This is a genomic window from Microbacterium alkaliflavum, from assembly GCF_044325405.1.
GTDB lineage: Bacteria > Actinomycetota > Actinomycetes > Actinomycetales > Microbacteriaceae > Microbacterium > Microbacterium alkaliflavum.
The window spans coordinates 14,512-26,830 of record NZ_JBIQWL010000008.1; the positions used below are offsets into that span (position 1 = coordinate 14,512).

Here is a 12,319-nt window from a genome sequence, read left to right on the forward strand (position 1 = left end):
GAGGCCGACCCGGGAGACGGGACTCGAAGCCGTCAGGCGAGGCCGTGCTCGAACGCGAACACGACGAGCTGCACGCGGTCGCGCAGGCTGAGCTTCGTGAGGATGCGGCTGATGTGCGTCTTGACCGTCGCCTCCGAAAGGAACTCGCGCGCGGCGATCTCGGCGTTCGACAGGCCGCGCGCGGCGAGCGCGAAGATCTCGCGCTCACGCTCGGTGAGCTCGCGGTAGGCGGGCGGCACCTGCCGGGGCGCAGCCTCGGTGAACCTCGCGAACAGGTCGCGCGTGGCGGATGCCGCGATGACGGCCGAACCCGAATGCACCGTGCGGATCGCGGCGAGGAGGAACTCGGGGTCGGCGGCCTTGAGGAGGAATCCGCTCGCTCCCTGCCGGATCGCACGAGCGGCGGCCTCGTCGAGGTCGAAGGTCGTGAGCATGACGATGCGCGGCGGATCGGCGTCGTGCAGGAGTTCGCCGGTCGCTGCCAGGCCGTCGAGCACGGGCATCCGGATGTCCATGAGCACGACGTCCGGCGTGGTCGCCCGCACGACGGCGATGGCCTCCTGCCCGTCGGCGGCCTCGCCGACGACCTCGAGGTCGGGCTGCGAATCGACGAGCATGCGGATGCCGGCGCGGAACAGCGCCTGGTCATCGACCAGCACGACGCGGATCACGCGGCGACTCCGATCGGCAGTCGCGCCGTCACGACGAACTCCCCGTCGGCCGGTGCGGCATTCAGCATCCCGCCGACGAGACTCGCCCGCTCGCCCATCCCGATGAGGCCGTGCCCCGTGCTCTTCGGATCGTCGCCGCCACGAAGGCCGTTGCGCACCTCGAGCAGCACTTCGGATCGGGCGCGCGCCGCGTCGGGGCCGAGCCACGCGATCCGCACCGCCACCGGGCCCCCGTCGCCGTGCCGCAGCGCGTTGGTGAGTGCCTCCTGAAGGATGCGGTACACGGCGAGCTGCACGACTGCGGGCGGATCGCCGACGGGAGCGGGATCGACGTCGACGCGCAGCGGAACCCCCGCGGCACGCACCTGCCCGTACAGCTCCTCGAGGTCGGCGAGGGTCGGCTGCGGGCCGTCGGACTGACTGTGGCGCAGCTGCGTCAGCAGGAGCCGCACGTCGGCGAGGGCCGAGCGCGCGGTGGTGGATATCGTCTCGAGCGCCGCGGGCGCGGCGGACGGATCGGATGCCGCGGCATAGCGCGCGCCGTCCGCCTGCGCGATCACGACCGCGAGCGAATGCGCCACCACGTCGTGCACGTCGCGGGCGATGCGCACGCGCTCCTGCTCGGCGGCCGTCTCGCCCTCGGCGCGCTGCTGGGCCTCGCGGTTCTCCCGCGCGCGGACGGCCGTGCGCACGAGCGCTCCGACGGTCCAGGCGAGCAGGAGTGCGAAGGTACCCGCGATGAGCACTGCGGCGGCGGTCGTGATCGTGGACCAGTCGAGGCCCGACACGACGACGGGCCCCGCGAACAGGTACAGCGTGATGACGCCCGCCCCCACGATCGCGGACGAGAATCCGAGCCAGAACACGAGGCGCGAGCCATACGCCGCCGTCACGTAGAGCACGGCGAAGATCGCGAAGTCGACGGGTCCCGGGTTGCGCCCGAACCCCATCTGCACGATCGCCCCGAGCCACGCGAGACTCAGCGAGAACCCCGGCGACAGCCGGCGGACTGCGAGCGCGCCTGCGAAGATCACCGTGATGAGGGCCGTGCCGAGCGCATTGGTGTCGGCGGTCACCGCGAGCCGCAGCTCGACGGGAGCCATGATCGCGGCGAACAGCCCCGCCAGCACGACGTCGACGACGATCTGGTACGGCTTGAGCGGGCGGAACATCGCCTTCACGCTACGGGAGAGCGGATGCCGCGGCATCCGCCGTGCGATGTATCCGCGTCATCCTGCACGACGATGCCCGGTCCGGTCCAGGAACGCAGCATCCCGGCATCCCGAACCTGCCGAACCCGGACCTCACCCGCGAGGCCGAGCCCGCGCGCGAATGCGGAAACCCCGCGCGGTCCAGGAAACGCAGCTTCCCGGCATCCCGAACCTGCGAAGCCCGGACGCGACTCCCGAAGGCCCAGGCAAGATACGGGTCCGGGATGCCGTGCCGAGCGGCATCCCGGACCGCGGCCGGCACGCACGGGGTCGCGGCGGAGCCGCGGACGTGCCGGGTTCTGGGGAGGGGTCAGGCGGTCGCGACGGGCGCCTGTGGCACGTGCGCGTCACGCGCACGCGTCGCGACGACCAGGCCGATGCCGACCGCGGCGACCACCGCGGCGATCCCGAACGCGAGGAGGAGCGGGAGGCCGATCCCGGGAAGAGCGCAGGCGACGCCGAGCAGGAACGCACCGAGGGCCCCGCCGAGCCGCGGGGCGACGCCGGGCGCGCTCGTGCGCACGACCTCGATGAGCGCGCCGACCACGATGACCGCGGCGAGCACGGGGAGGATCGGCGCCCACCACAGGCCGAGCGACGGCGCGACTCCGGCCGTGATGAGCACGGCCGAGGTGCGCGGAGCCTTGACCCGCAGAGCGATCCCGACGACGAGCAGCGTCGCGTAGACGACGCACTGGATGGCGCCTTCGATGAGCGGAGCGTACGCGCCCACGAGGTTGTCGATGCCGAAGTAGAGATAGATCGCGGCGAACATCGCTGCGCCGGCCACCCACCACCAGCGTGCGAGGGTGTGTCCGAGAGTGTTCATGGCGGATGCCTTTCGGTCGGCCCGCTGACCCCGCATCGCCAGGCGTTGTGTTCGTACCCACAGCAGGTCGTCGGGCATTCCGCCCACGACCCGCCACGCGATCGAGCCCGCGACGATCGGCGATCGCCGTCCGCTCCCCCGCGCGTCGGCGCGCTGCTCCCACAGATCGGACTCGATCTCTGCACGGCGACGCTCGGCCGCCTCCGTGCCCACGAGTCCGCAGTACCAGCGCACCCAGCCCCGCGCGATCGCCGCGGCGGCCTCCGCCGCGCGATCGTCTCGGACTGTCGGGTTCGGGACCATGGCGCTCACAGCGCCTCCCACGCGGCGCGCCCGACGGGAGCGCTGCGTGCGGTCTCGGCCCGATGCGCGGCGAGGGCGAGCTGACCCGCACCCGTCACGCTGTACAGACGCCGACGCGGACGCCCCTCGTCGCCGGCGGCCTCGGCATCCTCCCACTCGCTCTCGAGCAGACCCGCTTTCTCGAGCCTGCCGAGCGCCTTGTAGAGGGTGCCGTGCGCCGTGAGGGTCGACCCGTCACCGGCGAGCACCTTCGCGAGCGCGAACCCGTGGAACTGCTCATCGCCGGCGCGTCGCAGGCGCAGCCCCGCATCGAGGATCTCGGCCTCGAGCGGCACCAGGGTTCCCGCGCGTCGCCTCATACCCGAAGTATGGGCAGATATCTTCCTATTGTCAATAGGAAGATATGGATGCCGCCCCCGCCGCTCATTCGCTCGCTCCGCGCGGCGCGTAGACGCGCACGGCATCGGGCACGATCCGGCAGTGCAACTCGTACTGGCGAGGCATCCCGTCTTCGAGCTCGCCGTCGTGGACGTACACGGAGGGCGCGCCCGGCGCGGTCCGCACGGACAGCGTCAACTCCGGTGCGACAAGACGCTGCACGTCGGAGTCGGGAGGCATCAGTCCGATGGCGCGCAGGATCGCCGTCGTCCTCCGGCCGAAGGCGAGGGATGCGACAGCGCGCAGCCGCGAGCCGCGCGCGTGGTGGATACGGACGTCGAGCAGGTCGTCGTGGATCGTCTGACGCTGCATCAGCGCGACCCGGTCGGGATCGTTCTCGCCGACGCTCACGAACACGGACCACACCTTCGCGCGACGCCCCTCGCGGGCGATCGTGACGGGCGAGGCCTCCCGCAAGGCATGCCACGTCGCCGCGACGCCTCCGAGCCACTTGCCCATGTCATCCATGCGGTCCTCGCGCTCGGCGATGACGTGCGGATACGTGCCGATCGAGACGGCATTGAGCACCGTGATCGGCTCAGCGCCATCGGTCGAGACCTCGGCGGCGGTCACCGGCGTCCCCTCGCCCGCCACGAGCGCCTCGATCGCCGCATCGGGATCATCGATGCCGACCGCCCGTGCGAAATGGTTGAACGTGCCGCCCGGGAGCACCAGGAGCGGCAGATCGCGACACCTCGCGAGGTGCGCCATGCGGGCCACCGACCCGTCGCCGCCGAGCACGCCGAGGACCTCGGGCGGATCATCGCCGCCGAGTGCACGCATGACGACATCGCTCAGCAGCTCTCCGTCGGCGAGCTCGTGCACGCGGGCGTCGGGAAGCCGCCGGGCGATGATCTCGGACGGGTCGGCGCGGACCACGGCGCGACCGGACTGCCGATTGCGCACGATCAGCACACCCGCGCCCGTCGGGCGCGGCTCCAGGACCGCCTCGGGCTTCGTCATCCCGGGAGACTACCGATCCCGTGCGGGTCAGTCGCCCCCTTGCGCGGGCGCGGTCGGGCGGTTCTCGTAGAAGGTCTGCAGCACGACGGTCGTGCGCGTGCTGACGGATGCCGCGAGCCGGATGTCGCGGATGAGCGACTCGAGGGCGCGGGGCGAGGCGACGCGCACGAAGAGCATGTAGCTGGCCGCACCCGCGATCGAATGGCACGCCTCGATCGCCGTCAGGTGCTCGAGCAGTTCTGGCGCATTGTCGGGCTGCGCGGGATCGAGCGGCGTGATCTCGATGAAGGCGGAGAGCGGCCGGCCGACCGCCTCAGGGTCGAGCACGGCGCGGTAGCCGACGATCACCCCGCGCGCCTCGAGCCGGCGCAGGCGCGCCTGCACGGCCGACACCGAGAGGCCCACCGCCTTCGAGATGTCGGCGAGCGTCGCTCGCGCGTCGCGCGACACCTCGCGCACGATGCCGAAGTCGACCGGGTCGTCCAGGCGGGGTCCGCCGAGTTCGTCGGTGGTCGGGTCGGAGGCGGTCATGCTCCGGAGGGTACCAGCGCCTCGGTTCAGAACAGGAAACTTTCCTGTGCTCATTCGGAAGCGACGTAACCCTTCCCGTAGAATCGGCGTACCGCAATCCAGGATCAGTCGATCGGAGGTTCCCATGCCCATCAGCCACGCCCCCACCGGTGCGATCCAGGCCGTCGTCGGCGAGCCCGAGGTCGTGGAGGACGCCCGCGTCGTCGAGCACTCCGCCGCCTGGCTCTCGCTCAAGGAGGCCGCGACCGCGCTCCAGAGCCTGCAGGCCCAGGACGGGTCGATCCCGGATGCCGCGATCCACCCCGGCGCGCGCGAGCATGTCGCGACGATCACGACCGCGATCGAGGCGCTGCGCCCTCGCTTCCCGCACGACGACGAGTACCTCCTCGCCGCGGTGCGCGACTTCCAGCGGTGGGTAGACGGAGGCTTCGGCGTGCCCGACTTCTTCGAGTCGCTCGTGGCCTTCCAGCCGCAGCGGCACCGCGTCGACGGCATCCGTCACCTGGTCGTCTTCCCCATGTACACGCAGAACGGCTCGCGGAACCGCTTCGTCGAGGCCCTCCTGGTCGAGGTGATCTGGCCCGAGTTCATCGCGCAGCTCGAAGCGGGCGACTACGGCAACAAGCTCTTCGTGTCGCTGCGGCTCGTCGACTTCACGCCCGGCTACGACACGAACTCGGCCGTGCTGTTCCCCGAGACCGTCGCGATGCGCGAGATCCCGACCTTCACGTGGGGCGCGATCTTCCAGGACCGGGAAGCTGCACGCTACCGACGCGTCGTGCGCGCCGCCGCCGAGATCACGAAGCTCGATCTGCCCGACGACGCCGCGCGAATGCTCGACGACCAGGCGCTGACCGAGCAGACGTTCGTGATGTGGGACATCATCCACGACCGCACGCACATGCGCGGCGACCTGCCGTTCGACCCGTTCATGATCAAGCAGCGGATGCCGTACTTCCTGTACTCGCTGGAGGAGCTGCGCTGCGACCTCACGGCGTTCCGCGAGTGCGTCGCGATCGAACGGCGTCTGGCGGCGCGCACCGACGACCTCGACGACGCAGAGCGCGAGATGCTCCAGCACGCCAAGCTCGTGCAGTACGCGGTGATCTTCGACCGCATCTTCCGCTTCGCCATCACCGGATCGCGCGTGCGCAACTACGACGGGCTCGGCGGTCAGCTGCTGTTCGCGTGGCTGCACCAGCGCAACGTGCTGCACTGGACCGACACGTCGCTCGCGTTCGACTGGGACGACGTCCCCGCAGCGGTCGTCGCGCTCGGCGACGCGATCGACGACCTGTATTGGCGTTCGATCGACCGGCCGAAGTCGGCGCACTGGCTCGCGGCGTACGACCTCGTGCGCGGGGCCCTGACGCCTCACCCCGCCTCGGCGTGGGCCCGTGGCCTGTCCGACGAGGTGCTCGCGGGGCCGATGAAGGGCTACACCGACGCCGTGCTTGACGACGAGTTCCCGCTGTCGATGTTCTACGAGGCGCTCGACAAGAAGATGCGCCCCGTGATCGAGTCGACCGAGGGGATCCGCGGCACGGACTAGGCCCGCGCGGGCACAGCCCGGCGCCGGTCCCCGACCCCTCGACAGGCTCGGGGACCGAAGGCCGTCAGGGCGCGGGGACCGGCTCTCCGGTCTCGTACTCGGCCGACAGCGTGCGGTAGGCCTTCGTCGTGAAGGCGAGCAGCGCCAGCACGACCATGATCAGGCCCGAGATGAGGAAGATGAGCGCGATGCCCCGCGCGTCGCCCTCGCCGAGGAGCCAGCCCCAGGTCTGCTGCCCTTCGTCGGAGTTCATGTACGGGATGACCCAGAACTGCGCGAGGGGCGCGATGAGAAAGGCCGTGATCGGCGCCGCGGCGGCCTCGAAGGCCTGCGCGAAGCCGAACACGCGCCCCTGCGTGCGGTACGGGACGACCTTCTGGATGACGGTCTGCTCCGACGCCTCGACGACCGGGATGATGCACATGTACAGCCAGATGCCCGCGGCGTACAGCCACCACCACTCGCGGATCGTGAAGAGGCTGCCGAGCACGCCCATCAGGATCACGAACAGGAGCATCGTGCGGATCGGGTTGCGGCCCAGCCCGAACTTCGCGATGAGCGCGCCGCCGATGATGAAGCCCGTCGCCGTGATGCCGAGCACGACGCCCCACCACTCGACGGGGAAGAGGGTCAGGCCGTACGGGTCCATGAGGGCCATGTACACGCCGCCGATGAGGTTGTTGAGCGTCGAGAAGATGATGAGGGCGAACAGTCCCGAGACCGCCGCGACGGCTCGGACGCTGCCTCGCAGGTCGATGAGAGGCATCTTCTCGGTCGTCGCCGGCGCCGCCTCGGGGATGCGGAGGAAGAGCAGATGCACGAGGGCCGCAGCCGTCAGGACGAGCGCGATGACAAGCGTCCACCCCATGCCCAGCAGGCCGATCGCGAGCCCGCTGAAGATGCTCGTGACCATGAAGGCCATGCCCTGCACCGTGCCGACGAGACCGTTGGCGTTGGCGTGCCGCTCGACGGGCACGAGGAGCGTCACCGTCGTGGACAGGGCGATGTTCCGCAGGTTCTCGACGACGGCTCCGGCGAGGATGATCCCGGAGAAGACCCAGAACCACGGCTGGCCCAGGTCGATGAGCGTCTGCTCGCCGAGCGCCGCCCACAGGGCGCCGGCGACGAGGAAGGCCGCGAGGGTCACGAAGCCCGACAGCACCATGACCCGGTGCTTGCGGTGACGGTCGACGAGGGTGCCGAACAGCATCCCGAACAGCGCGATCAGGAGCATGTAGACGCCGCCGATGACACCGGTCGCGAGCACGGACTTCGTCTCGAGGTAGGCCCAGAAGGTGAGGGCGAACCAGAGGAAGCTCGTGGTGATGTTGGCGACCGCCGTGTTGACGAGCACCTGCACGAACACGCGCATGCCGCCTGGCGGGGCCAGCACCGCGTCGGTCGTGGGATGGTCGGAGGCTTCGGTCTCGTCGGCCATGGTGGCAGGCTAGCCCGCCCCTCCGACACGCGGAACCCACGGAGCCCGCGGAGCCCGGAGCCCCGCGGAAACCCCGATGGAAGGATGAACCCATGACCACAGCCCTGCACGGCCGCCTCGTGCTGCTCTCCGGCGGGACGAGCGCCGTCGGCGCCGTCGCCGCCCGCACCCTCCTCGATCGCGGCGCCCGAGTCATTGTGGCGGGCCGCGACCCCGACAAGATCGCGGAACTCGCGGAAGCGCTGCCCCGTCTCATGACCCAGACCTGCGACCTCACCGATGAGACCTCCGTGCGCGGGCTCGCAGAGCGCACGCACAGCATGGTCGGCCGGCTCGACGGCGTCCTGCATCTCGTCGGCGGCTGGCGCGGCGGCGGCGGCCTCGCAGGTCAGAGCGACGACGATTACCGCTTCCTCGAGCGCTCGCTCACGTCCCTGCGCCACGTCACGCGAACCTTCGACGACGACCTGCGCGCGTCGGCAGCGGGGCGCTTCGCGATGGTCTCGTCGACCGCCGTCGCGCGGCCGCTCGCGAGCGGGGCGAACTACGCGGCGATCAAAGCGGCGAGCGAAGCCTGGACGAGGGCCGTCGCGCAGGGCCTCGCCAAGGCGGCCCGGGATGCCCAGAAGCCGCTGGCCGCGGCATCCGTCGTGTTCCGCGTCAAAGCCCTCGACGGCCTCGAGCAGACCGTCGCCGACGCGTTCTGCGACCTGTGGGACGCCGACGCCGCCTCCGTCAACGACACCATCGTCACCCTCGAAAACTAGGCTGGAGACCCGTGACCACCATCCACGACCCGAACGTGCGCGGCTTCGCGTCGGACAACTATTCCGGCATCCACCCCGAGATCCTCGCGGCCATCGCGGCCGCCAACGAAGGCCACCAGATCGCCTACGGCGAGGATGCCTACACCGAGCGCCTGCAGGAGGTCATGCACCGCCACTTCGGCGACGACACCGAGGCCTTCCCCGTCTTCAACGGCACGGGGGCCAACGTCGTCGGCCTCCAGTCGATGCTGCCGCGGTGGGGCGCCGTCGTGTCGGCTTCGACGGCGCACATCAACGTCGACGAAGGCGGCGCACCGGAGCGCGTCGCGGGCATCAAGATCCTGGGCGTCCCCACCGACGACGGCAAGCTCACCCCCGAGCTCATCGACCGCGAGGCATGGGGCTGGGGCGACGAGCACCGCGCGCAGCCGCTCGTCGTCTCGATCACGCAGTCGACCGAGCTCGGCACGCTCTACACGCCCGACGAGATCCGTGCGATCGCCGACCACGTGCATCCCCTCGGCATGCGCCTGCATGTGGACGGCTCGCGCATCTCCAACGCCGCGGCATCCCTCGACCTGCCCCTGCGCGCCTTCACGCGCGACGCGGGCGTCGACGTGCTGAGCTTCGGCGGCACGAAGAACGGGGCGATGGTCGGCGAGGCCGTCGTCGTGCTCGACCCCGAGGCGTCGTCGGGCCTGAAATTCCTGCGCAAGCTCAACATGCAGCTCGCGTCGAAGATGCGGTTCGTGTCGGCGCAGCTCGTCGCGCTGCTGGAGGACGACCTCTGGCTGCGCAACGCGCGCCACTCCAACGCGATGGCGCAGCGCCTGCGCACGGGCGTCGAGGCGGGCCTCGCGGACGGCTCGATCCGCGGCGTCGCCTTCACGCAGCCGACACAGGCGAACGGCGTCTTCGCGACGCTGCCCGACGGCGTCGCCGAGCGCCTCCGCGAGTCGTTCCGGTTCTACGACTGGGATGCCGCACGCAACGAGGTGCGCTGGATGTGCTCGTTCGACACGAGCGAGAACGACATCGACGCGTTCATCGCCGCGATCGCCCGCGAGACGTCGCGCTGATCCCGGCCTGAAACGCGAACGGGGGGCCGACTGCCTGATGGCACCGGCCCCGCCTTCGCGTGCGGGGGTCAGTTCTCGGCGTGCGAGAGCTCCTCGGTCTGGCCGTCGCCCTCGTGCGAGCCGCCGTCGTGGTGCTCGTCGTCGTGCGACTCCTCGGCGGGCTCGTCGTGGCCGGTCGCCTCGTCGTCGGCACCCTGCTCGACGAGCTCGGCGAGCTCGGCGTCGACGTCGGCTGTGAGCGTCTCGTCCAGGTCGGAGTCGGCCACCGGGAGCTGCGCGCCGATCGCGGCGGCGGCGAGGTCGAGCGGCGTCTCGGGGCGGATGAGCTCCTTGACCTCGGCCATGAAGCTCACGAGCTGGTGCTGCTGCCAGCGCAGCTGGCGCGTGCGGTCCTCGGCGTCGCGCAGCACCGACTGCGAGTGGTTGGAGACGAGCTCGAGGATGCGCTGCGCCTTGTCGCGCGACTTCTCGAGGGTCTCGCGGGCGCGGATGTTGGCGTCGGCCTCGATCTGCTGCGCCTGCGCGCGCATGAGGCGCTCGAAGTCCTCCGCCTTCGACGCGACGCGCTGCGCGTGCTCGAGCGACGCGGCGACCTGCTCGTTGGCGTCGAGCGTGATGCGCTCGGCGTGCGCGACGGCCTGGTTGTGCAGCATGAGGAACTCCTGCTGCGCATCGTCCTGACGGCGGGTCAGGGATGCCTCGAACTCGAGCGCGCGCATGCGCTGCTCGCGCACGGCCTCGTCGGCCTCCGCACGGGCGAGGTCGGTCTCGCGGGCGACCATCGAGCGCAGCGCCGCGGCACCCTTCTCGGCCTCGGCGCGGATGGCGGCGGCCTCGCGCTCGGCCTGCGAGATCTTCTCGGTGGCGTGCGCGGCCTCGCGCTCGAGGCGCGCCTCGTGCGCCGTCAGCTCGGTGTCGATGCGCAGCCGCGCCTGCTGGGCGTCGTGCTGCGCCTGGCCGATGATCGCCTCGGCCTCGGCGCGGGCATCCTTGTGGCGCTTGTCGATCTCCTCGCGGGCGACCTCCAGCAGACGCTCGCCCTGCACCGTCGCGTTGCGCAGGAGCACGCCGGCCTGCTCCTCGGCGACGCGGAGCACCTCTTCGAACTGCGGACGGTTCGGGGTGTCGGCCGTCGCGCCGACGAGCTCGTCGCTGAGCGTCTGCACGCGCTTCTCGGCGTCGGCGGCGCGCGCCTCGGCAGCAGTGAGGTCGGCCTGCAGTCGGTCGACCTCGTCACGACCCTGCGCCGACGCGGCCTGCGCGCGCTCGATCGCGTCGCGGCCCTGCGCCTTGGCGGCCTTGACCTCGGCGTCGACCCGGTCGAGGGCGTCGCGGCGCTCGGCGTCGGCGGTCGCGAGCTCGGTCTCGAGCAGCTCGGCCTTCTCGCGGCTCTGGGCGAGCGCCGACGCGGCGCGACGCTGGTGCTGCTTGAGCACCGAGATCTGCTCCGTCGCGGTGCGGACACGGGCGTTGAGGGTGGCGAGGGCGGCGTCGACCTCGTCCTTGTCGTAGCCGCGGAAAGCCGTCGTGAAGCCCGAGGCCTCGGGCACGAGACCGCCCGCGTCGAGGAGCTCCTGGAAGGGGGAGGCGCCGTCCGAATTGGCCGGGCGAGCGGGAGGGTGCTGGTCGGACATCGATGTCTCCGTTCGGGAGGGGATCGTGGCGCGCGCGGGCGAGACGACGTCTTCCGGCGGGAGCGCGAAGGGCGAGGCTGGCGTCGCAGATGCGTCGACAAAATGGGGGGAATTCGGCGCCGGTGAAGGCGCCTCGGGTGTGAGAACTCTACCTCCCGCACCTGGGAGTTCCGCACCCCGGTTCCGGCACCCGGGAAAGCCGCCCCGCGGGGGTCAGCGCAGGGCACCGACGCTCGCGAGCGCGAGGCGGACGAGCGTGCCGCGGCCGCCCTCCATCTCGGCGGCGAGGGAATCGGATGCCGCCTCCTCGGGCGACAGCCACGTGACCTCGAGGGCGTCCTGGCGCGGCTCGCATGTGCCGGTCACCGGCACGACGAAGGCGAGCGAGACGGCGTGCTGACGGTCGTCGTGGAAGGCGCTGACGCCCGGGATCGGGAAGTACTCCGCGACCGTGAACGGCAGCGGCTGCGGCGGCAGAAGCGGGAAGGCCATCGGACCGAGGTCGTTCTCGAGGTGGCGGAACAGGGCGTCGCGCACCGTCTCGCCGTAGCGGATGCGGCCCGACACGATCGAGCGCGTGATCTCGCCGAGGGGCGTCGCGCGCAGGAGGATGCCGACCTGAGTGACGGCGCCGACACCGTCGGTGCGCACCGGGATCGCCTCGACGTACAGCATCGGCAGCCGACGGCGCGCTTCGGCGAGCTCGATGTCGGTGAGCCAGCCCGGGTTCGTGGCGTTCCCGGGAGCGGGCGAGCCGAACGTCCCGTCGCCGAGCGGGCGGCCGGGCACCCCGAAGGACGCGCCGATCCCCTCGAGCGGATCGCGGGGCGTGCCCGAGTCGTCGCTCTCGTTGGGATCGGGGTCTGGCGTGCGGACCGGCATGCCTCCTGTATACAGCACGGC

Annotated in this window: 12 protein-coding genes; 3 read left to right on the top strand and 9 right to left on the bottom strand. The window is 71.2% G+C overall.

What is annotated here, in order from left to right; genetic code table 11:
- Positions 1–32 precede the first annotated feature (32 nt).
- The 6 genes from ACH3VR_RS17650 to ACH3VR_RS17675 all read right to left on the bottom strand — a co-directional run bounded on the left by ACH3VR_RS17650 (position 33) and on the right by ACH3VR_RS17675 (position 4,901).
- Complete coding sequence (locus tag ACH3VR_RS17650; protein WP_397557630.1) at positions 33–671, bottom strand: response regulator; 639 nt, start codon at positions 669–671, stop codon at positions 33–35.
- Positions 668–1,843, bottom strand: a complete 1,176-nt coding sequence (locus ACH3VR_RS17655) for a histidine kinase (protein ID WP_397557631.1) — start codon at positions 1,841–1,843, stop codon at positions 668–670. The genes ACH3VR_RS17650 and ACH3VR_RS17655 overlap by 4 nt, the downstream gene beginning before the upstream one ends.
- 349 nt (positions 1,844–2,192) lie before the next feature.
- On the bottom strand, positions 2,193–3,023 hold the full coding sequence (locus ACH3VR_RS17660; protein ID WP_397557632.1) for a hypothetical protein: 831 nt from the start codon (positions 3,021–3,023) through the stop codon (positions 2,193–2,195).
- Positions 3,020–3,373, bottom strand: a complete 354-nt coding sequence (locus ACH3VR_RS17665; protein ID WP_397557633.1) for a PadR family transcriptional regulator — start codon at positions 3,371–3,373, stop codon at positions 3,020–3,022. The genes ACH3VR_RS17660 and ACH3VR_RS17665 overlap by 4 nt, the downstream gene beginning before the upstream one ends.
- A gap of 64 nt (positions 3,374–3,437) precedes the next feature.
- Entirely contained in the window at positions 3,438–4,415 is a 978-nt protein-coding gene (locus tag ACH3VR_RS17670) for a diacylglycerol/lipid kinase family protein (protein ID WP_397557634.1), read from the bottom strand.
- A gap of 27 nt (positions 4,416–4,442) precedes the next feature.
- Positions 4,443–4,901 (bottom strand): Lrp/AsnC family transcriptional regulator, encoded by a 459-nt coding sequence (locus ACH3VR_RS17675; RefSeq protein WP_397557753.1) that lies wholly within the window; start codon positions 4,899–4,901, stop codon positions 4,443–4,445.
- A 169-nt stretch (positions 4,902–5,070) separates the two neighbouring features.
- Between ACH3VR_RS17675 and ACH3VR_RS17680 the strand changes: the two genes are divergently transcribed.
- On the top strand, positions 5,071–6,498 hold the full coding sequence (locus ACH3VR_RS17680; RefSeq protein WP_397557635.1) for a DUF6421 family protein: 1,428 nt from the start codon (positions 5,071–5,073) through the stop codon (positions 6,496–6,498).
- A gap of 64 nt (positions 6,499–6,562) precedes the next feature.
- Here the strand turns inward: ACH3VR_RS17680 and ACH3VR_RS17685 are convergent, their stop codons facing one another.
- The gene (locus ACH3VR_RS17685; protein ID WP_397557754.1) at positions 6,563–7,870 is read right to left on the bottom strand and encodes an MFS transporter; all 1,308 of its coding nucleotides are present in this window, start codon (positions 7,868–7,870) and stop codon (positions 6,563–6,565) included.
- Between the two features lie 158 nt (positions 7,871–8,028).
- Between ACH3VR_RS17685 and ACH3VR_RS17690 the strand changes: the two genes are divergently transcribed.
- Positions 8,029–8,703, top strand: a complete 675-nt coding sequence (locus tag ACH3VR_RS17690) for an SDR family NAD(P)-dependent oxidoreductase (RefSeq protein ID WP_397557636.1) — start codon at positions 8,029–8,031, stop codon at positions 8,701–8,703.
- Between the two features lie 11 nt (positions 8,704–8,714).
- Positions 8,715–9,782, top strand: coding sequence for a threonine aldolase family protein (locus ACH3VR_RS17695; protein ID WP_397557637.1), 1,068 nt, complete (start codon positions 8,715–8,717; stop codon positions 9,780–9,782).
- A 68-nt stretch (positions 9,783–9,850) separates the two neighbouring features.
- Here ACH3VR_RS17695 and ACH3VR_RS17700 read toward each other — a convergent pair whose 3' ends face one another.
- Positions 9,851–11,416, bottom strand: coding sequence for a DivIVA domain-containing protein (locus ACH3VR_RS17700; RefSeq protein WP_397557638.1), 1,566 nt, complete (start codon positions 11,414–11,416; stop codon positions 9,851–9,853).
- 213 nt (positions 11,417–11,629) lie between these two features.
- The gene (locus ACH3VR_RS17705; protein WP_397557639.1) at positions 11,630–12,298 is read right to left on the bottom strand and encodes a DUF4916 domain-containing protein; all 669 of its coding nucleotides are present in this window, start codon (positions 12,296–12,298) and stop codon (positions 11,630–11,632) included.
- Between the last annotated feature and the right edge of the window lie 21 nt (positions 12,299–12,319).

Bases quoted from the DNA above. Each gene is read 5' to 3' on its own strand.
- ACH3VR_RS17705 (WP_397557639.1), bottom strand. From the start codon at position 12,298: ATGCCGGTCCGCACGCCAGACCCCGATCCCAACGAGAGCGACGACTCG.
- ACH3VR_RS17690 (WP_397557636.1), top strand. From the start codon at position 8,029: ATGACCACAGCCCTGCACGGCCGCCTCGTGCTGCTCTCCGGCGGGACG.
- ACH3VR_RS17685 (WP_397557754.1), bottom strand. From the start codon at position 7,870: ATGCGCGTGTTCGTGCAGGTGCTCGTCAACACGGCGGTCGCCAACATC.
- ACH3VR_RS17665 (WP_397557633.1), bottom strand. From the start codon at position 3,373: ATGAGGCGACGCGCGGGAACCCTGGTGCCGCTCGAGGCCGAGATCCTC.
- ACH3VR_RS17680 (WP_397557635.1), top strand. From the start codon at position 5,071: ATGCCCATCAGCCACGCCCCCACCGGTGCGATCCAGGCCGTCGTCGGC.
- ACH3VR_RS17700 (WP_397557638.1), bottom strand. From the start codon at position 11,416: ATGTCCGACCAGCACCCTCCCGCTCGCCCGGCCAATTCGGACGGCGCC.
- ACH3VR_RS17655 (WP_397557631.1), bottom strand. From the start codon at position 1,843: ATGTTCCGCCCGCTCAAGCCGTACCAGATCGTCGTCGACGTCGTGCTG.
- ACH3VR_RS17670 (WP_397557634.1), bottom strand. From the start codon at position 4,415: ATGACGAAGCCCGAGGCGGTCCTGGAGCCGCGCCCGACGGGCGCGGGT.